Here is a 20,254-nt window from a genome sequence, read left to right on the forward strand (position 1 = left end):
CCTCCCGCCCGCGCGGGCCTTTTCTATTTCGAGACCAGCATGTCCAGCAGCAGCAAGATCAGCAGGCGCGCGTTTGGATCGATGATCGCGGCAGCGGCGCTGGCCCCGGCCTGCCCCGCACTGGCCGCCGCGCCGCGCCGCGCGCGACCTTCCCGCCCCCCGTATCCATCCATGAAACACCTGATCAAACCTCCACGCCTGGCACAAGGCGACACCATCGGCCTGATCGCGCCCGCCGGGCACGTCAGCGACAAGACCATCGAAAAATCGGTGCAGCACATCGAAGCGCTCGGCTTCAAGGTCAAGGTGGGGCGCTACATCCGCGAGACCTTCGGCAAGTACGCCGGCTCGGTCGAGATGCGGCTGGCCGACCTGCACGGCATGTTCCTCGACCCCGAGGTCAAGGCGCTGTGGTGCATCCGCGGCGGCTCGGGCGCGATTTCGCTGCTCAAGCACATCGATTACGAACTGATCCGCAACCATCCGAAAATCCTGCTCGGCTATTCGGACATCACCGCGCTGCACCTGGCGATCCGGCGCCATTGTGGCCTGGTCACCTTTCACGGCCCGGTGGCCGCATCGACGCCGTGCGACTACTCCAACGAGCACATGCTGGCACTGCTGACCGACCCGCAGCCGACCTACACCATCCAGATGGCGCCGGAGAACGCGTTGCGCGCGCAGGAAGAGCCGCACTACGCGGTGCGCACCGTACACGGCGGCGTGGCGACCGGCCCGCTCATCGGCGGCAACCTGTCGCTGGTCAGTGCCCTGGCCGGCACCGAGTACGCGGCCGATTTTCGCAACAGCATCCTGTTCCTGGAAGAGGTCAACGAAGAGCCCTACCGCATCGACCGCTGGATGACCCAGCTCGACCTGGCCGTGGGCTTCGACAAGGCGGCCGCGCTGATGATCGGCATTTGCGACAAATGCGGCCCGGACGAGCACGACGAGTCGCTCACGCTCGACCAGACCTTCGACGTCCACCTCACCCCGCTCAAGGTGCCGGCGGTGACCGGCTGGTCGTTCGGCCACATCCGCAACCAGTTCACGATCCCGGTCGGCGTCAAGGCCACGCTCGACGCGGACCGGCAGACGCTGACCCTGCTCGAGCCGGCGGTGAGCTGATTGTTTTCCAAATCCAAGGAAATGACCGTGAAGACGCTCCCGCTATTCGCCGCAACCGTGCTGGCCACCGCCATGCCGCTCGCGTTCGCCGCGGACCCGCTGCTCGCCGCGCGCGACGCGTCCTGGAACGCGCTGCGCCAGCATGCCGACGTGGCGGGCCTGGAGCGGCTGATCGACCCCGGTTTCGTGCTGGTCCACTCCGACGGCCGCGTGCAACACAAGGCCGACTACCTGGACGACTTGCGCAGCAAGAGCCGCGTCAACGGCCAGATCGACAACCGCGACGTGGCGATCCGCGAATACGGCGACACCGCTGTGGTCAATGGCGTCAGCGTGCAGTCGGGCGTGTCGAACGGCCAGCCGTGGAGCGGCAAGTTCCGCTTCACGCGCGTGTGGATCAAGCGCGGCGCCGACTGGACGATCGTATCCTCGCACTCCTCGCGCGTGGCGGAAGGCCAGTAAGCGTCAATTCCGTGTGAAGTTGAACCAAATGGGATAAATCATTTCACATGGCTCGCCATGGCACTGTGCAGGTTTGAACGTGTGCAGCAACAGGGCCATTGAGGCGTAGCGCGGGAAGTCGGGGTCAGGCGACCCGTAGGCAGCAACCGACTTTGGCTTGCCGTTCTTGCCCACCAAAACATAGAGCCCCAGCTTTCCCCGCATCAGGCGAAACTTTGCGTCGCGCAAGTCGGCAATGTCGCTGTAGATCCGACGGGTGCCGTGCAGCGGATAAGGAGGTTCGTCACCGTCTTCGAGGGCGGGGTAGAGCGAGCGGATGCGGTTCTTCTGCTCCGGCGTCAGCTCTTCCCAGGTGGCGTTGAGCGGTCCGTAGCCGACGACCTTATCGGCCAGGATGGCCGTCCCTGTTCGCGGGAGGTCCGCCTTGAGCACGTAACGCCTGTGCTCGATCTCGCCGCGCGGCGGCGCTCCAGCCACACGACCGTCCCGGAACTCGCCTTCGTAACGCCGACCACTGCCTGCGTACACGATTACGCCTTTGCCCTCGAACCGGTTGTCCTTCCACATGCCTTCGTAACTGCCGCCGACTGAGTACACCTGCTTGCCGAACCCATTTCGCCGGTCGTTGCGCCATTGCCCGTCGTAGCGCGAACGGTCGGGCGCAAGGAACACGCCAGTCCCCTCACGTATTCCGTCGGCAAAATCGCCTTCGTACAGGCTGTTGTCGTTCGCATACCTGAAGTAGCCTTGTCCGTGCGGGAGCCCGTGCCTGAATGTGCCGTTGTAGGTGCCGTCGTTCCGGGTAAGCCTTCCTTCGCCGCTGATCTCACCGCGTGCCAGCGTTGCCTCTATCTTGCGCTCGCCGTCCTGGCTGCGCCACGTGAGCACCCCCGCGCCGTCCGCATAGCCGTCCTTGCAGGCGCCGCGCCAAAGCACTGTGCCATCCTCGGGCACGGGAGCGAGAACGGCGATGCGGCAATCCGGCTCACCGTACCAGGCCTGAGGCTCGGCACCCTGCGCCGTTGATGACAGCAACAGGACAAGAAGCAGCGTCGGTGCGGTTTTCATTGGCGGCATCTGAACAGGCTGGATCAGTGGATTGGGTGGCCGCCATTATCGGGCGCTGGTGCGGCGACCGGCACCGCGTTCCGCGCGTTGGCTGCGTTCGCTCAATGACCAAATGCCCGGACGAAGCACCGCGCGTTCCCGCAAGCACCTTATGCGCCGCACCGCTTTCATTTCCTCTCCACCAAGAAACGGCGTCCAAGATCGTTGCGGACCCGAGAATTCGCACACAGGTTGTGGCCGCATAAAGCGTCCGTGCCGGGCTCGCTTATGTTCAACGCTGAGCTCGACCTCACCCGTCCGGCTCTCCGACGACATCCACAAGCAAACAACGGAGAAAAAATGAACCTGAATAAGAGATTGCTTGCCGCATCGATGGCGGCTGTTCCCCTGTTGCTGGGAACCACGGTTGAAGCGGCGAGCCCGGCTCCCAGCGGCCCGGGCATGTCGATGCGGATGAGCGGCCCGGTCGCGCCCAATCCGCAGCAGGTCGTTCTGCTGCAGGGCAAATTGCTCGACACCCGCGTCAAATACGGACTCGACCAGGACCACGGCTTCCTGCTCGCGGCCCAGCATCCCGGCACCGACGGCACCTATGTGAGCCGCTTTGCCCACACCTACAAGGGCGTGCGCGTGTACCAGTCCGAATCGGTGGTGGTGAGCGACGCGGTGGGCAACATCGTCAGCGAATCGGCCGCCGACCGGCGCGCCGGGCTGGGGCGTGGCGCCTCGGCGGCCAGCCTGGGCCAGCGCTTTGCCAACTTCGACGTCACGCCGGCGCTCACACCGCAGGCCGCCATCGAGCAGCTCGTGCGCACCGGCGCGCCCGGCGCATCCCATGTCTCGCCGCCCACCGCCGAGCTGGTGATCTACCCGGTGCTCAAGCGCGTGCGCATCCCGTCCGCCTTCCACAAGCGCGAAAGCCAGCTCAACGCCACCGACCTCGTCACCCAGGTCGCCGGCTACGAGCTGGCCTACCTGGTCAGGACGCGCATGATCAACGCCGACCGTCCGCTGCACCGCGACGCCATCGTCAGCGCGGTGGACGGGCGCGTGCTGCAGCAATGGAACGCGCTGCAGACCGAGACCGGCGTGGGCAGGAGCCAGTACAACGGCCAGGTGCCAGTCAGTACCTCGTCCTCCGGCGGCAGCTTCGTGATGAAAGACCCGCTGCGCGGCACCGGCGGCAGGTACGGCGCCAACACCATCACCAACGCCGACCACGGCAGCACCGCGGGCGAGGTGTACACCAACGGCACCAACGCCTGGGGCGATGGCCAACAGTATGTGGCGGGCGGCTCCACCACCAACGCCAATGGCCAGACCGCGGCGGTGAACGCGTTGTGGGGCATGATGAACACCTACGACACGCTCAAGAACGTGCTCGGCTGGCACTCGCTGGACGGCAACAACACCGCCACCTACATCGCCGCGCACGTCTATAACAACTACGACAATGCCTACTACAGCGACAGCTGCAAGTGCATGTTCATCGGCGACGGCGGCACCTACTTCTACTCGCTCGGCTCGGTCGACGTGATCGGTCACGAGATGGGGCACGGGGTGACGGCGGCCACCTCCAACCTCGCGTATTACGGCGAATCCGGCGGCCTGAATGAATCGGCCTCGGACATCAACGGCGAGATGACCGAAGCCTACGCGCGCGGCGGCGGCACCGGCAGCACCGTCCCGTCCGGCAACGACTGGCTGATCGGCATGGAGATCAGCCGCTCCAGCGACCCGCTGCGCTGGATGTACAAGCCGAGCAAGGACGGCAGCAGCCCGGACGCCTGGAGCAGCTCGATCGGCGGGCTGGACGTGCACTACAGCAGTGGTCCGAACAACCGCATGTTCTACTTCCTGTCGCAGGGTTCCAAGGCCGACAGCGGCAGCGACTACTACAGCCCCTACCTGACCAAATCGCCGCGCGCAATGACCGGCATCGGCAACGACAAGGCCTACCGCATCTGGTTCCGTGCGCTGACCACCAAGTTCACCTCGTCCACCGACTACGCCGACGCGCGCGCGAAGGTGATCCAGGCCGCGCAGGAGCTGTACGGCGCCGGCAGCCGCGAGGTCATCGCGGTGCAACGCGCCTACGCCGCGATCAATGTCGGCGCCGACGTGGACGAGAATTCGACCGGCGGTCCGGTGGTCATCGGCACGCAGCCGCAAAGCGTGACCGTCGCGCCCGGCGCAACCGCCACGTTCTCGGTGGGCGTGAGCGGCGGCACCCAGCCGTACAAATATCAGTGGATGCGCAATGGCGCCAACATTGCCGGCGCCTCGGCCGCGAGCTACAGCCTGCGCGCCACGCCGGGCGACAACGGGGCGCGCTTCTCGGTGAAGGTGACCGATTCGGCCTCGCCCGCCACCAGTGCCACCAGCAGCGCGGCAACGCTGACGGTGGCCACCAGCGCGCCGGTCGAGCGTGTGACCAATGGCAGCTTCGAGTCACAGGCGACGGGATGGTCCGGCACAACCGGCGTGATCGGCACCTGGGTCGGCTACAACAGCGAGGTGCCATATGACGGCCGCTATTTCGCCTACCTGGGCGGCAACGGCCGCACCGCCACCGAGATGCTGAGCCAGACGGTCGCCATTCCCTCGGTCGCGCAGTCGGCCACGCTCACCTACGCGCTGCACATCGACACCAACGAGTTCAGCAGCTCGATCGCCTACGACAAGCTGGTCGTCACGCTCAAGAACCCGGCCGGCGCGGTGCTGGCGACGCTTGCGACCTACAGCAACCTGGACAAGGCTGCCGGCTACCAGGTGCGCAGCTTCGACCTGACGCCGTACAAGGGGCAGAACGTGACGATCTCGTTCGAAATGAACGAAGACTATTCGTTGCAGACCTCGTTCACGCTCGATAAGGTCAGCGTGGTCACGCAGTAAGCTTTGATGGGGGGACGGGGAGCCTGCGGGCTCCCCACTTTTTTGGGAAAAGGTAGGGTGGGCAGCTTCGCTGCCCACGCGTTCAAACAGTGCACGCTGGGCCTGAACGCGTGGGCGGGAAACCCGCCCACCCTACGCTCCTTCGCTGGCGGCTTACAGCGCCCGCGCGATCAGGATCTTCTGAATGTCGCTGGTGCCTTCGTAGATCTGGCACACGCGCACGTCGCGGTAGATGCGCTCGATCGGGAAATCGGCCACGTAGCCGTAGCCGCCGAACACCTGCATCGCGTTCGACACCACGCGCTCGGCCATTTCGGACGCGAACAGCTTGGCCATCGCGGCTTCCTTCAGGCAGGGCAGGCCGGCGTCCTTCATCGATGCCGCATGCAGGATCAGCTGGCGCGCGGCCTCGACCTGCATCGCCATCTCGGACAGGCGGAACTGCACCGCCTGGTGCTCGAACAGCGGCTTGCCGAAGCTCTCGCGCTCCTTCGCATAGGCCAGCGCCGCTTCGAACGCGGCGCGCGCCATGCCCACCGATTGCGAGGCGATGCCGATGCGCCCGCCCTCCAGGCCGGACAGCGCGATCTTGTAGCCCATGCCTTCTTCGCCGATCAGGTTCTCGGCCGGGATGCGGCAGTTCTCGAACACGATCTGCGCCGTGTCCGACGAGTGCTGGCCCATCTTCTGCTCGATGCCGGCCACGATGTACCCCGGCGTGCTGGTCGGCACCCAGAATGCGCTGATGCCCTTCTTGCCGGCCGCCTTGTCGGTGACTGCCATGACGATCGCCACGTCGCCGTTCTTGCCGCTCGTGATGAACTGCTTGGTGCCGTTCAGGACGTATTCGTTCCCGTCGCGCACGGCGGTCGTGCGCAGCGCGGACGCGTCGCTGCCGGTGTGCGGCTCGGTCAGCGCGAATGCGCCCAGCAGCTCGCCTTGTGCCAGCGGCACCAGCCAGCGCTGCTTCTGTTCCTCGTTCGCGTACATCATCGCGATCGAGCACACCGGGCAGTTGTTGACCGAGATGATGGTCGAGGTGCCGCCGTCGCCGGCCGCGATCTCTTCCAGCACCAGCGCCAGCGACACGTAGTCCAGGCCCGCGCCGCCGTATTCTTCGGGCACCGCCACGCCGAACGCGCCGAGCTGCGCGAGCTCCTTCAGTTCGGATTTGGGAAAGTAATGCTCACGGTCCCAGCGGGCGGCGTTGGGGGCCAGGCGCTCCTGCGCAAAGGCGCGCAGGGCGTCGCGGATCATCTGGTGTTCTTCGGTCAGGATCATATGGTTTCGTAAAAAAAGACTACCACTGCAAAGGTTTGCCGTCGTGGTTGAGGAAGCTGCCGTTGGCCGACGTGTCCAGCCGCGCCAGCGTGGCGCGCAGGTTGGATACGCTGGTGGCAACCGGCATCGGCGCGTTCTTGCTGCCCATGTCGGTTTGCACCCAGCCCGGGTGGAACGACACGCAGGTTGCGCCTTGCGGCCCGTAGGTCAGGGCGGCATCGACCAGCACCGAATTGAGCGCGGCCTTGCTGGCGCGGTACAGCGTCGCGCCGGCCTGGCTGCGGTGGCCGAGCGAGGCCATGTTCGAGGAAATGACGGCCAGCTTGCCGCGCGTGGCGGCCACCAGCGGCCCGACGATCGGGATCAGGCGCATCGCGGCGAGCACGTTGGTGTGCATGACCTCGTCGAATTCCTGCTGCGTCGGAAAGCCGTCGTGGCGCGGGCCGTAGACGCCGGCCACCAGCCAGGCGGCGTCGATCTTTTCGTCGTCCAGCCTCCAGCCCATGCCGGCGATCGAGTCGGCACTGGTCACGTCCAGCTGGTGCGCCTCGGCGCCGAGCCGGGCGAGCTTGTCGATGTCTTCGGTCTTGCGTGCGGTCGCGATCACGCGCCAGCCGTCCTGCCTGTACTGGCGCGCCAGCTCGAAGCCGATGCCACGCGACGCGCCGAGGATGAGTGCTGTGGGCATAAGTGCCTCCATCGACCGTCGTTCCGGCGCAAGCCGGAACCCATGCCGAGCGGGCGTGGCCGCTGCTGGGAGCGCGGCAGCTCACCCGGTCTATGGGTCCCGGCGTGCGCCGGGACGACGGTGCGAAAGGAGTGGTCGTTACACCATCTCGATCGCCATCGCGGTCGCTTCACCACCGCCGATGCACAGCGATGCCACGCCGCGCTTGCCGCCGGTGCGCTTGAGCGCGCCCAGCAGGGTGACGATGATGCGCGCGCCCGAGGCGCCGATCGGGTGGCCCAGCGCGCAGGCGCCGCCGTGCACGTTCACCTTGCTGTGCGGGATGTCGAGGTCGCGCATCGCCGCCATCGGCACGGCGGCAAACGCCTCGTTGATCTCGAACAGGTCCACGTCGGCCGCGGTCCAGCCGGTCTTCTTGAACAACTTCTGCATCGCGCCGATCGGCGCGGTGGTGAACCAGTTCGGCTCCTGCGCGTACGTGGCGTGGCCGAGCACGCGGGCGATCGGCGCCAGGCCCAGTTCCTTGGCCTTCGATTCGCGCATCATCACCAGCGCTGCGGCGCCGTCGTTGATCGACGAGCTCGACGCGGCGGTCACGGTGCCGTCCTTCTTGAACGCGGGTTTCAGCGCCGGGATTTTGTCGAGCTTGGCCTTGAGCGGGCCTTCGTCCTTGTCCACCACCACGTCGCCTGCGCGCGAGGACACCGTCACCGGCGCCACTTCCCACTTGAAGTAGCCCTCTTTGGTCGCTTCCTGCGCGCGCGTCACCGACGCGATCGCGAAGTTGTCCTGGTCTTCGCGGGTGAACTGGTACTTGGCCACGCACTCTTCGGCAAAGGTGCCCATCGAGCGGCCGCCGCCGGTCTTCTCGTCCTTGCTGTAGGCGTCTTCCAGGCCGTCGAGCATCATGTGGTCGAACATCATGCCGTGGCCGATGCGGTAGCCGCCGCGTGCCTTCGGGATCAGGTAGGGCGCGTTGGTCATTGACTCCATGCCGCCGGCCACCACGATGTCGGCGCTGCCGGCCACCAGCTGGTCATGCGCGAAAATGGCGGCCTGCATTGCCGAGCCGCACATCTTGGACAGGGTCACCGCGCCGGTGGACAGCGGCAGGCCGGCCTTGATCAGCGCCTGGCGTGCCGGGGCCTGGCCCTGGCCAGCCATCAGGCAGTTGCCGAAATAGACGTGCTCGACCGATTCCGGCTTGACGCCGGCGCGCTCCACCGCGGCCTTGATCGCCACCGCGCCGAGATCGCTTGCAGTCTTCGACGAAAAATCGCCCTGGAACGCGCCCATCGGGGTACGGGCGGCGCCAACGATAACGATCGGATCATTCATTGTGTAGGTTCTCCAAATAGGACGGCGAATAGACCGCCGGGATGGCGGCCGCCTGGTTACTGAAACGGATCTGCTGCGGGTACGGGAAGACGTCTTCGACGACGCCTGCGAGTATCCGCTCCTTGTGTGACTGCCAGTACGCGCGGGTCAACAAGTCCGCGTGGTGCTTCAAGAAATAATGCCGTATTTTCGCATTCCCGAGCAGGAAGCTCTCAAATTGCTCTGGGAACACGTCGTGCTTGCCAACCGGGTACCAGACTTCGGCCGACATTTCATCTTCTTCGTTCATCGCCTGCGGAATGTCGCGGAACTGGCAATCGGTCAGGTACTCGATCTCGTCGTAGTCGTAGAACACCACCCGGCCGTGGCGCGTGACGCCGAAGTTCTTGTACAGCATGTCGCCGGGGAAGATGTTGGCCGCGACCAGGTCCTTGATCGCATTGCCGTATTCGACGATCGCGTGCTCGACCAGCTCGTCGTTGCCGCTTTGCTCGGCGCGCGTCAGGAAAATGTTGAGCGGCACCATGCGGCGCTCGATGTACAGGTGCCGGATGATGATGCGCTCGCCCTCGATGTCCACCTGCGACGGGCAGTCGCGCTGCAGCTGGGCCAGCAGCTCCTCGGAAAAGCGCGCCAGCGGGAACGCCACGTTCGAGTATTCCAGCGTGTCGGCCATGCGGCCCACGCGGTCGTGGTGCTTGACCAGCAGGTACTTCTCCTTGATCTGGGCGCGCGTCGTTTCCTTGGGCGGCGGGTAGAAGTCCTTGATCACCTTGAACACGTAGGGGAAGGACGGCAGCTCGAACACCAGCATCACCAGCCCCGGAATGCCGGGCGCGATGCCGAAATCGTCGGAGCTGTGCTTCAGGTGCTGCAAAAAGTCGCGGTAAAACAGCGTCTTGCCTTGTTTTTGCAGGCCGAGGATGGTGTAGATCTCGCTGCGCGGCTTCCTTGGCATCAGGCTCCTCAGGAACTGCACGTAGGCCGAGGGCACTTCCATATCCACGAGGAAGTAGGCGCGCGTGAACGAGAACAGGATCGTGATCGTTTCCTGGTCCGTGATCACGGTGTCGAGCACCAGCTGGCCGCGGCGGTTGTGCAGGACCGGGATCACGAACGGGTACACCTGCGGCCCGTTGATGGCCTTGCCGACGATGTAGGCGCCCTTGTTGCGGAAGAACAGGCTGGACAGCACCTGCAGCTGCTGGTTGGCCTCGCGCTTTTCCAGGCCGAACTGGGCGGCCATGCGCGCTTCGACCAGCTCGATGTCGCGGCCCAGGTTGGCAAATTGCGCGTCGAGCTGGAAGTTGGTCACGATGCGCTTGAGCGCAAAGCGCAGGCCGTCCGCGGCCGGGTAATAGACGCGGTAGGTCGGCTGCAGTTCCTCGGTCTCGAGGTACTCGGTCGAGACCGTCGGCCGCACGAACAGGTGGTCGTTGTTGAAGTATTCGCGGTGCAGGATCTGGCAGCTGACCGAATTGAAGAAGGTCTCGGCAAGTTCCGGCTGCTTGTGGTGCGACAGCAGGCCGATGTAATGCAGCTTGACCTCGCGCCAGACCGCGTCGGTCAGTTCCTCGGGCGCGTATTCATCCTCGAGGGCGTGGACGCATTCCTGCACGCGGCGGTCGTAATAGCCGATGCGCTCGCGCGCGGCCTGCTGGGCGGTGGGCCAGGCGCCGATTTCGAAATAGCGCTTGGCGGTCTTGCTGGCGTGGCGGAACAGGCGGTAGTGCTTGTCGAAGCCGTCGAGGATGGCGCGCGCGATGTCGAATGCTATCTGGGACGATAGCAGTTTCGGGAACGGAACTTTAGTCATCGTTCGTCTCGCGCGCGGGGTGAGCGGACATTCTATTTCATCGCTATCGCTTGCACCGTCGTTCCGGCGAAAGCCGGAACCCATGCTGAGGTGCCGAAGTCAGTAACGCTGGCATTGCTGCAAACTCAGCATGGATCCCGGCCTGCGCCGGGATGACGGTCTTTGGGCTGATGGTAGAAGGCGCCGCTAACGCCCTGCTTACATCGTCTCGCCAAACAGCTCGCGGCCAATCAGCATGCGGCGGATCTCGCTGGTGCCTGCGCCGATTTCGTAGAGCTTCGCATCGCGCCAGAGACGACCGACCGGATACTCGTTGATATAGCCATTGCCGCCCAGCGTCTGGATCGCTTCGCCGGCCATCCAGGTCGCCTTCTCGGCGCTGTACAGGATGGCGCCGGCGGCGTCCTTGCGCAGCGCGCGCACCTGCTCCGGGCTCGTGGCACGGTCGCAGGCCTGGCCCACCGCGTACACGTAGGCGCGGCAGGCCATCATGGTCGAATACATGTCGGCGATCTTGCCCTGCATGAGCTGGAACTCGCCGATCGCCTGGCCGAACTGCTTGCGCTCGTGGATGTACGGCACCACCACGTCCATGCAGGCGCTCATGATCCCCAGCGGGCCGCCCGACAGCACGGTGCGCTCGAAGTCCAGGCCCGACATCAGCACGTTCACGCCCTTGCCCACGCCGCCCAGCACGTTCTCGACCGGCACTTCGCAGTCCTGGAACACCAGCTCGCCCGTGTGCGAGCCGCGCATGCCCAGCTTGTCGAGCTTCTGCGCGATCGAAAAGCCCTTGAAGCCCTTCTCGATCAGGAACGCGGTCATGCCGCGCGGGCCGGCCTCGAGGTCGGTTTTGGCGTACACCACCAGGGTGTCGGCGTCCGGGCCGTTGGTGATCCACATCTTGGTGCCGTTCAGCACGTAACGGTCGCCCTTGAGGTCGGCGCGCAGCTTCATGCTCACCACGTCCGAGCCAGCGTTCGGCTCGGACATGGCCAGCGCGCCCACATGCTCGCCCGAGATCAGCTTGGGCAGGTACTTGCGCTTTTGCTCTTCGTTGCCGTTGCGCTTGATCTGGTTGACGCACAGGTTCGAGTGGGCCCCGTACGACAGGCCAACCGACGCCGACGCGCGCGAAATTTCTTCCATTGCGACGATGTGGGCCAGGTAGCCCATGGCGCTGCCGCCGTATTCCTCGCCCACCGTGATGCCCAGCAGGCCAAGCTCGCCCATCTTCTTCCACAGGTCCATCGGGAACTGGTCGGTGCGGTCGATCTCGGCGGCGCGCGGTGCGATTTCCGCCTCGGCGAACTGTTGCACTGCCTCGCGCAGCGCGGCGATGTCCTCGCCATGGTCAAAGGTCAAGCCAGGAAGATGCAGCATGTCGTCGTCCTCACGGTGTGGGGGTGGCGGAATTGCCAGAAAGGGCATGATACCGCAGTGCTGACGTTTACGTAAACGTAAAGCAGAGGGCGGGCTGCGGTAGCGCAGCAAAAAGCATTGTCAGCCCTCGCACGTCGTCCCCGCGGAGGCGGGGACCCATGGACAGGTCGCGTCGTCTCGGCCGGATCGACGCCGCTGGCGGAGCCGCTTCAGCATGGGTCCCCGCCTGCGCGGGGACGACGGTTTTTGGGTCAGGGTAAGTTATTAAGCCGCCTTGCTGGCGCTGCCCTGCGCACTCTCGGCCAGCAGGCGCCGGCATTCCTCTTCGTGCGCGGTGATCTCGGCCAGCGCCACCTCGATGTCGGCGCGCTGCTGCTCCAGCGTCTCGCGCTGCTTGGCCAGCACGCCGAGGAAGCGGTTGATCTGCGCCACCGTGTCCTTGGGCGACTCGTACATGTCCATGATGCTCTTGATTTCCGAGAGCGTCAGGCCGAGCCGCTTGCCGCGCAGCGTCAGCTTCAGGCGGGTGCGGTCGCGCGCCGTGTACACGCGGTTGCGCCCGCCCTGGCCCTCGCGCATGGGGCTGAGCAATCCCTGGTCTTCGTAAAACCGGATCGCGCGCGCCGTAATGTCGAATTCGCGCGCCAGTTCGGCGATGCTGTAAGTGGCCATGAGGTCTACCGCGGTAAAGGGAGAGGCAAGGGACGTAAATCGCTTAGAATCAAGAGACCCGATCCCTTTTCCGTTTACGTCAACGTCAAGCGCATTGTAGCGCGCCACCCGCCCGAATACGAAGGTCTTTTCCGCATGAATCCACTCGAGTCCCAGCTCGCCTACCCGTTTGGCGACGTCCTGCCCGCACCCGGCAGCCTGCACGACATCGCGCCCGGCGTGCGCTGGCTGCGCATGCCGCTGCCGTTCGCGCTCGACCATATCAACCTGTGGCTGCTGGACGACCAGGCCGACGGCCACGATGGCTTTGCGCTGGTGGACTGCGGCGTGGCGACCGACGCCACCCGCAACGCATGGGAGCAGTTGTTCGCCGGGCCGATGGCCGGCCTGCCGCTGCTGCGCGTGCTGGCCACGCACTGCCACCCGGACCACGTCGGCCTGTCGGGCTGGCTGTGCGCGCGCTTTGCGGCGCCGTTCTGGGCCACGGCCGGCGAGTTCGCGTTCGCGCGCATGATGGCGGCCGGCTTGCCCGGCGTCGATGGTCCCTCGGCCGTGCCGCACTTCCAGCGGCACGGGCTGGCCGACCCGGAGATGCTCGAGAAGATGAAGAGCCGCCACAACTACTATCCGTCGCTGGTGCCGTCCGTACCCGCGTCCTACACCCGCCTGCAGGACGGCCAGGTGGTGCGCATCGGCCAGCACGACTGGCGCGTCATCACCGGCTTTGGCCATTCGCCGGAACACGCGGCCCTGTATTGCGATGCGCTGCGGTTGCTGGTGTCGGGCGACATGGTGCTGCCGCGCATCTCGACCAATGTGTCGGTGTTCGCCGTCGAGCCCGAAGGCAACCCGCTCCAGCTCTACCTCGATTCCCTCGGCAAGTTCGCCGGCCTGCCGGAAGACACGCTGGTGCTGCCTTCGCACGGCCGCCCGTTCCGAGGCTTGCACACGCGCATTGCCCAACTGCGTGCGCACCACGAGGCGCGCCTGGCCGAAGTGTTGGTTGCGTGCAACGAGGCGCGCTCGGCAGTTGACATTGTGCCCATCATGTTCCGGCGCCAGCTCGACGCCCACCAGCTCAGTTTCGCCCTCGGCGAAGCGCTGGCTCATCTGCATAAATTGTGGAAAGACGGTAAGTTACGGCGGCTAACCGGTCCCGACGGCGTTATTCGCTTTGCATTGTCCTGAGCCAAGATTCTCACCTCTTATGGCGCCGCCGCGCGTGGCGCCGTGAGAATCTCTCCACCGCTTCGACGGGCAAGCTCCCGCCATCAGGCAATTTAGTTTTCCCGTACCCACGTTTTCGCAGTGGTTCATGCTAAGCCGGCCGTTTTCCTGTATTGTTCGATCTGGCTGGAAAATCTCTTCAATCTCCACATTTTTGTTACTTGAAGATCGTGCCGAGGATGCAGTTAGTCTCTTCCAAGGAGAGACTGACTTTCAGGTCCCGGCGTGAAATAGTGCACTCATGAATTCAACAAACGAACGGGAAGGCTTCAGCGAACGCCTGCAGCAGGCCCTGAAAAACGCCCATTACTCCCCCGACAGTCCCACCCGCCTCGCCCGCGAATTTAACATTCGTTTCGAAGGCCGACCGATCACCGTGCACGCCGCGCGCAAGTGGCTGGTCGGCGAGGCCATCCCGACCCAGGAAAAGCTGCGCATGATCGCCCAGTGGCTGGGCGTGCCGGCCGACTGGCTGCGTTTCGGCGGCGACGCCGGCGCTGCCAATGGTGATGGCGGCAACGCCAGCGCGCGCTTCGAGTCGGCCGACGTCAAGCTGATTGCCGACCTGCAGCGCCTGGACGAGCACCACCGCCAACTGGCGCGCGAGTTCATTCGGATGCTGGTGCGGATGAACCACCAGAAGTAGTGCTTGTGCCTTGCCTTTATTGAAAATTTATTTCGCTAAGGCAGCACAAAACGGGCGGAGTGCCTCATAATCTACGCGGCAACGGCAGTACGCCACCTTGTAACTGAACAGCATCGAGGGCAGCCGCATGATGAAAAGTAACTACAGCAACACCGCCCAGCTCAAGGACCTGATGACTGCACCGCCGATGTCGGCGGCGCGCCATGCCGAAGTGATGCGAAAACGGATCGAGCAGCGGCGCATGCTGGAGGAAGCGCGCGATCTGAAGCGCGCGATCGGCGACGTGCTGTCCGACAAGCGCTAGTCCTGCCTCCCGCTGTCAGCGGGAATCTTGCTGTCGATGCGGCGGGCGGGCTCAGTTCCCGCTGACGTCCTTCATGCCTGCCCAGCGCGGCGCGAGGGCGTGCTCGATCCCGAACAGGTCGATCACGCGCGCGACCGTGTGGTCCACCATCTCGTCGATGCTCGCCGGCTTGTGGTAGAAGCTTGGCAGCGGCGGGAACACGATCCCGCCCATCTCCGTCACGGCCGTCATGTTGCGCAGATGCGCGAGATTGAACGGCGTTTCCCTGACCATCAGCACCAGCCGGCGGCGCTCCTTGAGCGTCACGTCGGCCGCGCGCGCGATCAGGTTGTCGGACAAGGCATGGGCCACCGACGCCAGCGTCTTCATCGAGCAGGGGGCAATCACCATGCCGTCGGTCTGGAACGAGCCGCTGGCGATCGAGGCGCCCACGTCACGGTTGCGATGCACCACGTGCGCCAGCGCTTCCACGTCGCGGCGCTGCATGCCGGCTTCCTGGTGCAGGGTGAGGGAGGCGGCATCCGAGACCACCAGATGGGTCTCGACGCCGGGAGTGGCGCCCAGCTGCTGGAGCAGCCGCACGCCGTAGATGGCGCCGGTGGCGCCGGTGATGGCGACGACCAGCCGCCGCGGCTTGTCCTTACTTGCCGCCATTGAGCAGAGCTTGCAGCTCGCCCGATTCGTACATCTCGTTCATGATGTCCGAGCCGCCGATGAATTCGCCGTTGACGTACAGCTGCGGGATGGTCGGCCAGTTCGAGAATTCCTTGATGCCCTGGCGCACTTCCGCGTCTTCCAGCACGTTGACGGTGGCGATGTTCTCGACGCCGCAGGCCTTCAGGATCTGGATTGCACGGCCGGAAAAGCCACATTGCGGGAACTGGGCGGTGCCCTTCATGAACAGCACGACCGGCGTGTTGGTCACGGTTTCTTTGATCCAGGTTTGAACGTCGCTCATGGTGTGATCTGCCTTCGGGTAAAAAATGTATTTGAATGGCGTCATTTTATAAGAAAACCGCCGCCCCGGTTGGCTAGTGGCGGGAAGCCCACACAGGCAGCGTGGCTACGGTGTCGCTTGATTGTTATTGAAAGTGGAATTGTGAAGTCAGCATGGAAGAGATTATCTTTCTGCCGATATCAATCATCATGGCCTCATCGTCAACCAAGGAGGTCAACATGAACACCGAACACAATACTCAGCCCGGCCGCGTCGCCCTGGTGACCGGCGCATCGCGGGGAATCGGCGCGGCTGTCGCGCGCCGTCTGGCCGCCGATGGCTATGCGATAGGGGTCAACTACGCCAGCAACGCGGCCGAGGCCGAAGCGGTCGTGGCGGCGATCGGGCAGGCCGGCGGCCGCGCGCTCGCCGTGCGGGCGGACGTGGCCGCCCCCCGGGACGTCAGGCGCATGTTCGACCTGGTCGAAGCGGAACTGGGCCGGATCGATGTCCTGGTGAACAATGCCGGCGTGCTGCCCTACGTGAGCATCGCGGCCACCAGCGACGAGGTGTTTGCCCGCACCTTCGCGATCAACGTGCAGGGAACGTTCAATACGATGCGCGAGTCGGCGACCCGCCTGAACGATGCAGGGCGCATCATCAATTTCTCGACCAGCGTGCTGCACGCCGCGCCGCCCACCTACGGCGTGTACGTCGGCACCAAGGCAGCGGTCGAAGCCATGACGCGCGTGTTCGCCAAAGAACTGCGTGGCCGCGGCATCACCTGCAATGCGGTGGCGCCGGGCCCGGTCGCGACCGAGCTGTTCCTGAACGGGAAGTCGGCGCAGCAGATAGAGCAGTTTGCCAGGATGGCGCCGCTGGAACGCCTCGGCCAGCCGCAGGACATCGCCGGCGTGGTCGCCTTCCTCGCCGGCCCGGATGGCGGCTGGGTCAACGGGCAGGTGCTGCGCGCGAACGGCGGGGCCGTCTGAGCCATTCCCAGCCACGGCCGTGGGGCTGCACCACACGGCCGTATAATGCCGGGCAGGGGGTGGCGATGACGCAGATGGACCGGTTTCACGAGATGCAGATTTTCGTGCGCATCGTCGCGCGCCGCAGCTTCACCCAAGCGGCCGAAGAGCTCATGATTCCGCGCGCCACCACCACCAATGCCATCAAGCGCCTCGAGAGCCGGCTCGGCACCCGCCTGCTCGACCGCACCACCCGCGCTGTCGCGCCCACGCAGGACGGCGCCGCATATTACGAGCGGTGCGTGCGCCTGCTGGCCGACCTGGATGAAGCCGAGGGCGCGTTCCGCGGAGCGGAACCTGCCGGCCTGCTGCGCGTGAACCTGCAGCCCACGCTGGCGCGCCACTTCGTGTTTCCCGCCCTGCCGGCGTTCCTGGCACGCTATCCACGTCTCCAGCTGCATGTGGGCGAGGACGACCGCCTGGTGGACCTGGTGCGCGAAGGCGTGGACTGTGTGCTGCGCGTCGGCCAGCTGCAGGACTCCTCGATGGTGGCGCGGCGGGCGGCCGAGCTGGAACAACTGACCGTCGCAAGTCCAGCCTACCTGGACCGGCACGGAACGCCATCCACGCTCGCCGACCTGGCCCGGCATCGGGCGGTCCACTACGTCTCCACCGCCACCGGCCGGCCCTATCCGTTTGAATTCGTGACCGGGTCCGGCATCGAGCTGGCGACGCCACCGGGTGTGGTGTCCGTCACCGGCACGGAAGCCTACACGGCCGCGGCGATCGCCGGCCTGGGGCTGGTCCAGGTACCGCGCTACCGCATTGCCGACCAGTTGGCCGCGGGCCTGCTGCGTCCCGTGCTGGTCGATATGCCGCCGCCCCCGATCCCGGTGTCGGTGCTGTATCCGCGCCAGCGCCAGCTGTCGGCGCGCGTGCGCGTGTTCGCCGACTGGTTGGTACAGCTGTTCCGCGATAGCTGAAGGCCAGCCGACCGCGGCTGGCGCAATCGGCTTACTTCTTCAGCTTCGCAAACGCGGCGGCCATCGCGCCGCCCGCAGGGGCCGCACGCTCCTGCTGGCGCTGGTGATGCGCCAGCCGCTTGCCGTCGTTGCGGTCGCCCCGTTGCTCCGGCCGCGAGCCCGGCTGCGGCGCGCTGTCGGTCAGGCGCATGGTCAGCGCGATGCGCTTGCGCTTCACGTCCACTTCCAGCACCTTCACCTTGACCACCTGCCCCGCCTTCACCACCGTGTGCGGGTCCTTCACGTAGCTGTTGGACAGCGCCGAAATGTGCACCAGCCCGTCCTGGTGCACGCCAATGTCCACGAACGCGCCGAACGCGGCCACGTTGGTCACCACGCCTTCCAGGATCATGTCGGGCTTCAGGTCCGAGATCTCTTCCACGCCCTCCTTGAAGGTGGCGGTGGTGAATTCGGGGCGCGGGTCGCGGCCCGGCTTTTCCAGCTCCTTCAGGATGTCGGTCACGGTCGGCACGCCGAATTTCTCGTCCGCGTACTTCGACGCATTGAGCGACTTGAGCAGCTTGCCGTCCCCGATCACGCCCTTGATGTCGCGCTTGATGTCGGCCAGGATCTTCTCGACCACCGGGTACGACTCCGGGTGCACCGCCGAGGCGTCGAGCGGGTTCTCGCCGTTCATGATGCGCAGGAAGCCGGCCGCTTGCTCGAAGGTCTTGTCGCCCAGCCGCGGCACGCTCTTGAGCGCCGCGCGCGAGGTGAACGCGCCCTTCATGTCGCGATACGACACGATGCTCTGCGCCACCGACGACGACAGGCCCGACACGCGCGCCAGGAGCGGCGCCGAGGCGGTGTTCACGTCCACGCCCACCGCGTTCACGCAGTCCTCCACCACCGCGTCGAGCGAGCGCGCCAGCTGGGTCTGCGACACGTCGTGCTGGTACTGGCCCACGCCGATCGACTTGGGATCGATCTTCACCAGTTCGGCCAGCGGGTCCTGCAGGCGGCGCGCGATCGAGACCGCGCCGCGCAGCGACACGTCCAGCTCGGGCAGCTCGCGCGAGGCGAATTCCGAGGCCGAATACACCGACGCGCCGGCCTCGGACACGACGATCTTGGTGAGCTTGAGCTCGGGGCGGCGCTTGATCAGTTCCTGCGCCAGCTTGTCCGTTTCGCGCGAGGCGGTGCCGTTGCCGATCGAGATCAGCGAGACCTTGTGCTTTTCCGCCAGCTGACCGAGCACGTGCAGCGCGCCTTCCCAGTCGTTGCGCGGCTGGTGCGGGTAGACGGTCGCGGTGTCCACCACCTTGCCGGTCGCGTCCACCACCGCCACCTTGACGCCGGTGCGCAGGCCCGGGTCCAGGCCCATCGTCGCGCGCGGGCCGGCGGGCGCGGCCAGCAGCAGGTCCTTGAGGTTGCGCGCGAACACCTGGATCGCCTCGAGCTCGGCGCGCTCGCGCAGGGCGCCCATCAGTTCGGTCTCCAGGTGCATGAAGCTCTTCACGCGCCAGGTCCAGCGCGCGGTGTCGAGCAGCCATTTATCGGCCGGACGGCCCATGCCCTTGATGCCGAACTGCGCGGCGATGCGGTTTTCGCACGGGTTGTGCGGCGCGTCCCACTTCGGTTTTTCGGGCTCGGAATCCAGGCGCAGCGTCACGTCGAGCACGCCCTCGCGCCGCCCGCGCATGAGCGCCAGCGCGCGGTGCGAGGGCACGGTGGACAGCGGTTCCGAGTAGTCGAAGTAGTCGGCGAACTTCTCGCCTTCGTCCTGCTTGCCTTCGATGACCCTGGACTCGACCACGCCGTGCTCCTGCACGTACTCGCGCAGCGACTGCAGCAGCGTGGCGTCTTCGGCGAAGCGCTCCATCAGGATCTGGCGCGCGCCGTCCAGGGCGGCTTTGGTGTCCGGCACGCCCGGGTTGGCCACGCCGTCGGCGTTGGTGAAGGCCTCGCGCAGGAATTTGGCGGCTTCCTCTTCGGGATTGCGGGTCGGGTCGGCCAGCAGGTCGTCGGCCAGCGGCGCCAGGCCCGCTTCCACCGCGATCTGGGCCTTGGTGCGGCGCTTCTGCTTGTACGGCAGGTACAGGTCTTCCAGGCGGGTCTTGTCTTCGGCGTGGGTGACGGCGTCGAGCAGCTCCGGCGTCATCTTGCCCTGTTCGGTGATCGAGGCGATGATCGCCGCGCGCCGCTCTTCCAGTTCGCGCAGGTAGCGCAGGCGCTCTTCCAGCAGGCGCAGCTGGGTGTCGTCCAGGCCGCCCGTGGCTTCCTTGCGGTAGCGGGCGATGAACGGCACGGTCGCGCCTTCGTCGAGCAGGGCGACGGCGGCGGCAACCTGGGCCGGCTTGGCGGACAGTTCAAGGGCAAGGCGTTGTTCGATGGATGGCAGCATTGGTTCCAAACGGTGTCAGTCAAGCGGCCAATGATACGCAAACAGCGCCGTAGTGCCAGTCTTGACAGTACC

The 20,254-nt window shown here is 65.6% G+C and carries 19 protein-coding genes; 8 read left to right on the forward strand and 11 right to left on the reverse strand.

The genetic code is table 11. The features are described 5' to 3' along the window. Window positions 1-23: 23 nt before the first annotated feature. Window positions 24-173, reverse strand: a complete 150-nt coding sequence (locus tag NX773_RS18615; RefSeq protein ID WP_258857789.1) for a hypothetical protein — start codon at window positions 171-173, stop codon at window positions 24-26. On the opposite strand from NX773_RS18615, the gene NX773_RS18620 reads away from it, so the two are divergent. Continuing rightward, window positions 172-1,128: a S66 peptidase family protein gene (locus tag NX773_RS18620; protein WP_258857790.1), complete on the forward strand. Its 957-nt coding sequence runs from the start codon at window positions 172-174 to the stop codon at window positions 1,126-1,128. The genes NX773_RS18615 and NX773_RS18620 overlap by 2 nt on opposite strands. 27 nt (window positions 1,129-1,155) lie before the next feature. Then, window positions 1,156-1,590: a nuclear transport factor 2 family protein gene (locus NX773_RS18625; RefSeq protein ID WP_258857791.1), complete on the forward strand. Its 435-nt coding sequence runs from the start codon at window positions 1,156-1,158 to the stop codon at window positions 1,588-1,590. Between the two features lie 3 nt (window positions 1,591-1,593). Here NX773_RS18625 and NX773_RS18630 read toward each other — a convergent pair whose 3' ends face one another. Beyond that, complete coding sequence (locus NX773_RS18630) at window positions 1,594-2,658, reverse strand: MORN repeat-containing protein (protein ID WP_258857792.1); 1,065 nt, start codon at window positions 2,656-2,658, stop codon at window positions 1,594-1,596. A gap of 339 nt (window positions 2,659-2,997) precedes the next feature. On the opposite strand from NX773_RS18630, the gene NX773_RS18635 reads away from it, so the two are divergent. Beyond that, window positions 2,998-5,553, forward strand: coding sequence for a M4 family metallopeptidase (locus NX773_RS18635; RefSeq protein ID WP_258857793.1), 2,556 nt, complete (start codon window positions 2,998-3,000; stop codon window positions 5,551-5,553). 153 nt (window positions 5,554-5,706) lie between these two features. Here the strand turns inward: NX773_RS18635 and NX773_RS18640 are convergent, their stop codons facing one another. The 6 genes from NX773_RS18640 to NX773_RS18665 form a co-directional block, all read right to left on the reverse strand. Continuing rightward, window positions 5,707-6,834, reverse strand: coding sequence for an acyl-CoA dehydrogenase family protein (locus tag NX773_RS18640; protein ID WP_258857794.1), 1,128 nt, complete (start codon window positions 6,832-6,834; stop codon window positions 5,707-5,709). A 19-nt stretch (window positions 6,835-6,853) separates the two neighbouring features. Beyond that, on the reverse strand, window positions 6,854-7,522 hold the full coding sequence (locus NX773_RS18645; protein WP_258857795.1) for an SDR family oxidoreductase: 669 nt from the start codon (window positions 7,520-7,522) through the stop codon (window positions 6,854-6,856). Window positions 7,523-7,660: 138 nt separating this feature from the next. After that, window positions 7,661-8,860 (reverse strand): acetyl-CoA C-acetyltransferase, encoded by a 1,200-nt coding sequence (locus NX773_RS18650; RefSeq protein ID WP_258857796.1) that lies wholly within the window; start codon window positions 8,858-8,860, stop codon window positions 7,661-7,663. Beyond that, a complete protein-coding gene (gene aceK, locus NX773_RS18655) occupies window positions 8,853-10,676 on the reverse strand; it encodes a bifunctional isocitrate dehydrogenase kinase/phosphatase (protein WP_258857797.1) in 1,824 nt (607 codons plus the stop codon). The genes NX773_RS18650 and aceK overlap by 8 nt, the downstream gene beginning before the upstream one ends. A gap of 198 nt (window positions 10,677-10,874) precedes the next feature. Continuing rightward, a complete protein-coding gene (locus tag NX773_RS18660; RefSeq protein ID WP_258857798.1) occupies window positions 10,875-12,059 on the reverse strand; it encodes an isovaleryl-CoA dehydrogenase in 1,185 nt (394 codons plus the stop codon). Between the two features lie 264 nt (window positions 12,060-12,323). Beyond that, a complete protein-coding gene (locus NX773_RS18665) occupies window positions 12,324-12,731 on the reverse strand; it encodes a MerR family transcriptional regulator (protein WP_258857799.1) in 408 nt (135 codons plus the stop codon). 135 nt (window positions 12,732-12,866) lie between these two features. On the opposite strand from NX773_RS18665, the gene NX773_RS18670 reads away from it, so the two are divergent. From NX773_RS18670 to NX773_RS18680, 3 genes are all read left to right on the forward strand, one after another. Next, the gene (locus NX773_RS18670) at window positions 12,867-13,919 is read left to right on the forward strand and encodes an MBL fold metallo-hydrolase (protein WP_258857800.1); all 1,053 of its coding nucleotides are present in this window, start codon (window positions 12,867-12,869) and stop codon (window positions 13,917-13,919) included. Window positions 13,920-14,199: 280 nt separating this feature from the next. Continuing rightward, window positions 14,200-14,604: a hypothetical protein gene (locus NX773_RS18675; protein ID WP_258824153.1), complete on the forward strand. Its 405-nt coding sequence runs from the start codon at window positions 14,200-14,202 to the stop codon at window positions 14,602-14,604. Between the two features lie 127 nt (window positions 14,605-14,731). Then, a complete protein-coding gene (locus NX773_RS18680; RefSeq protein WP_258824338.1) occupies window positions 14,732-14,908 on the forward strand; it encodes a hypothetical protein in 177 nt (58 codons plus the stop codon). A 51-nt stretch (window positions 14,909-14,959) separates the two neighbouring features. Here NX773_RS18680 and NX773_RS18685 read toward each other — a convergent pair whose 3' ends face one another. Both NX773_RS18685 and grxD read right to left on the reverse strand, forming a co-directional pair. Further along, complete coding sequence (locus NX773_RS18685; protein ID WP_258857801.1) at window positions 14,960-15,562, reverse strand: UbiX family flavin prenyltransferase; 603 nt, start codon at window positions 15,560-15,562, stop codon at window positions 14,960-14,962. Further along, the gene (gene grxD / locus NX773_RS18690) at window positions 15,549-15,866 is read right to left on the reverse strand and encodes a Grx4 family monothiol glutaredoxin (protein WP_258857802.1); all 318 of its coding nucleotides are present in this window, start codon (window positions 15,864-15,866) and stop codon (window positions 15,549-15,551) included. Before grxD ends, NX773_RS18685 begins: the two co-directional genes overlap by 14 nt. A gap of 218 nt (window positions 15,867-16,084) precedes the next feature. On the opposite strand from grxD, the gene NX773_RS18695 reads away from it, so the two are divergent. Both NX773_RS18695 and NX773_RS18700 read left to right on the forward strand, forming a co-directional pair. Beyond that, on the forward strand, window positions 16,085-16,837 hold the full coding sequence (locus NX773_RS18695) for an SDR family oxidoreductase (protein WP_258857803.1): 753 nt from the start codon (window positions 16,085-16,087) through the stop codon (window positions 16,835-16,837). A gap of 74 nt (window positions 16,838-16,911) precedes the next feature. Next, entirely contained in the window at window positions 16,912-17,799 is an 888-nt protein-coding gene (locus NX773_RS18700; RefSeq protein WP_258857979.1) for a LysR family transcriptional regulator, read from the forward strand. A 31-nt stretch (window positions 17,800-17,830) separates the two neighbouring features. Here NX773_RS18700 and NX773_RS18705 read toward each other — a convergent pair whose 3' ends face one another. Then, complete coding sequence (locus NX773_RS18705) at window positions 17,831-20,182, reverse strand: Tex family protein (protein WP_258857804.1); 2,352 nt, start codon at window positions 20,180-20,182, stop codon at window positions 17,831-17,833. Window positions 20,183-20,254 lie beyond the last annotated feature (72 nt).

This window comes from Massilia solisilvae, from assembly GCF_024753215.1.
Lineage (GTDB): Bacteria > Pseudomonadota > Gammaproteobacteria > Burkholderiales > Burkholderiaceae_D > Telluria > Telluria solisilvae.

Coding starts and splice junctions, on each gene's coding strand:
- NX773_RS18620 (WP_258857790.1), top strand. CDS start 172: ATGAAACACCTGATCAAACCTCCACGCCTGGCACAAGGCGACACCATC.
- NX773_RS18615 (WP_258857789.1), bottom strand. CDS start 173: ATGGATGGATACGGGGGGCGGGAAGGTCGCGCGCGGCGCGGCGCGGCG.
- NX773_RS18630 (WP_258857792.1), bottom strand. CDS start 2,658: ATGAAAACCGCACCGACGCTGCTTCTTGTCCTGTTGCTGTCATCAACG.
- NX773_RS18635 (WP_258857793.1), top strand. CDS start 2,998: ATGAACCTGAATAAGAGATTGCTTGCCGCATCGATGGCGGCTGTTCCC.
- NX773_RS18640 (WP_258857794.1), bottom strand. CDS start 6,834: ATGATCCTGACCGAAGAACACCAGATGATCCGCGACGCCCTGCGCGCC.
- NX773_RS18645 (WP_258857795.1), bottom strand. CDS start 7,522: ATGCCCACAGCACTCATCCTCGGCGCGTCGCGTGGCATCGGCTTCGAG.
- NX773_RS18650 (WP_258857796.1), bottom strand. CDS start 8,860: ATGAATGATCCGATCGTTATCGTTGGCGCCGCCCGTACCCCGATGGGC.
- aceK (WP_258857797.1), bottom strand. CDS start 10,676: ATGACTAAAGTTCCGTTCCCGAAACTGCTATCGTCCCAGATAGCATTC.
- NX773_RS18660 (WP_258857798.1), bottom strand. CDS start 12,059: ATGCTGCATCTTCCTGGCTTGACCTTTGACCATGGCGAGGACATCGCC.
- NX773_RS18665 (WP_258857799.1), bottom strand. CDS start 12,731: ATGGCCACTTACAGCATCGCCGAACTGGCGCGCGAATTCGACATTACG.
- NX773_RS18670 (WP_258857800.1), top strand. CDS start 12,867: ATGAATCCACTCGAGTCCCAGCTCGCCTACCCGTTTGGCGACGTCCTG.
- NX773_RS18675 (WP_258824153.1), top strand. CDS start 14,200: ATGAATTCAACAAACGAACGGGAAGGCTTCAGCGAACGCCTGCAGCAG.
- NX773_RS18680 (WP_258824338.1), top strand. CDS start 14,732: ATGATGAAAAGTAACTACAGCAACACCGCCCAGCTCAAGGACCTGATG.
- NX773_RS18685 (WP_258857801.1), bottom strand. CDS start 15,562: ATGGCGGCAAGTAAGGACAAGCCGCGGCGGCTGGTCGTCGCCATCACC.
- grxD (WP_258857802.1), bottom strand. CDS start 15,866: ATGAGCGACGTTCAAACCTGGATCAAAGAAACCGTGACCAACACGCCG.
- NX773_RS18695 (WP_258857803.1), top strand. CDS start 16,085: ATGAACACCGAACACAATACTCAGCCCGGCCGCGTCGCCCTGGTGACC.
- NX773_RS18700 (WP_258857979.1), top strand. CDS start 16,912: ATGGACCGGTTTCACGAGATGCAGATTTTCGTGCGCATCGTCGCGCGC.
- NX773_RS18705 (WP_258857804.1), bottom strand. CDS start 20,182: ATGCTGCCATCCATCGAACAACGCCTTGCCCTTGAACTGTCCGCCAAG.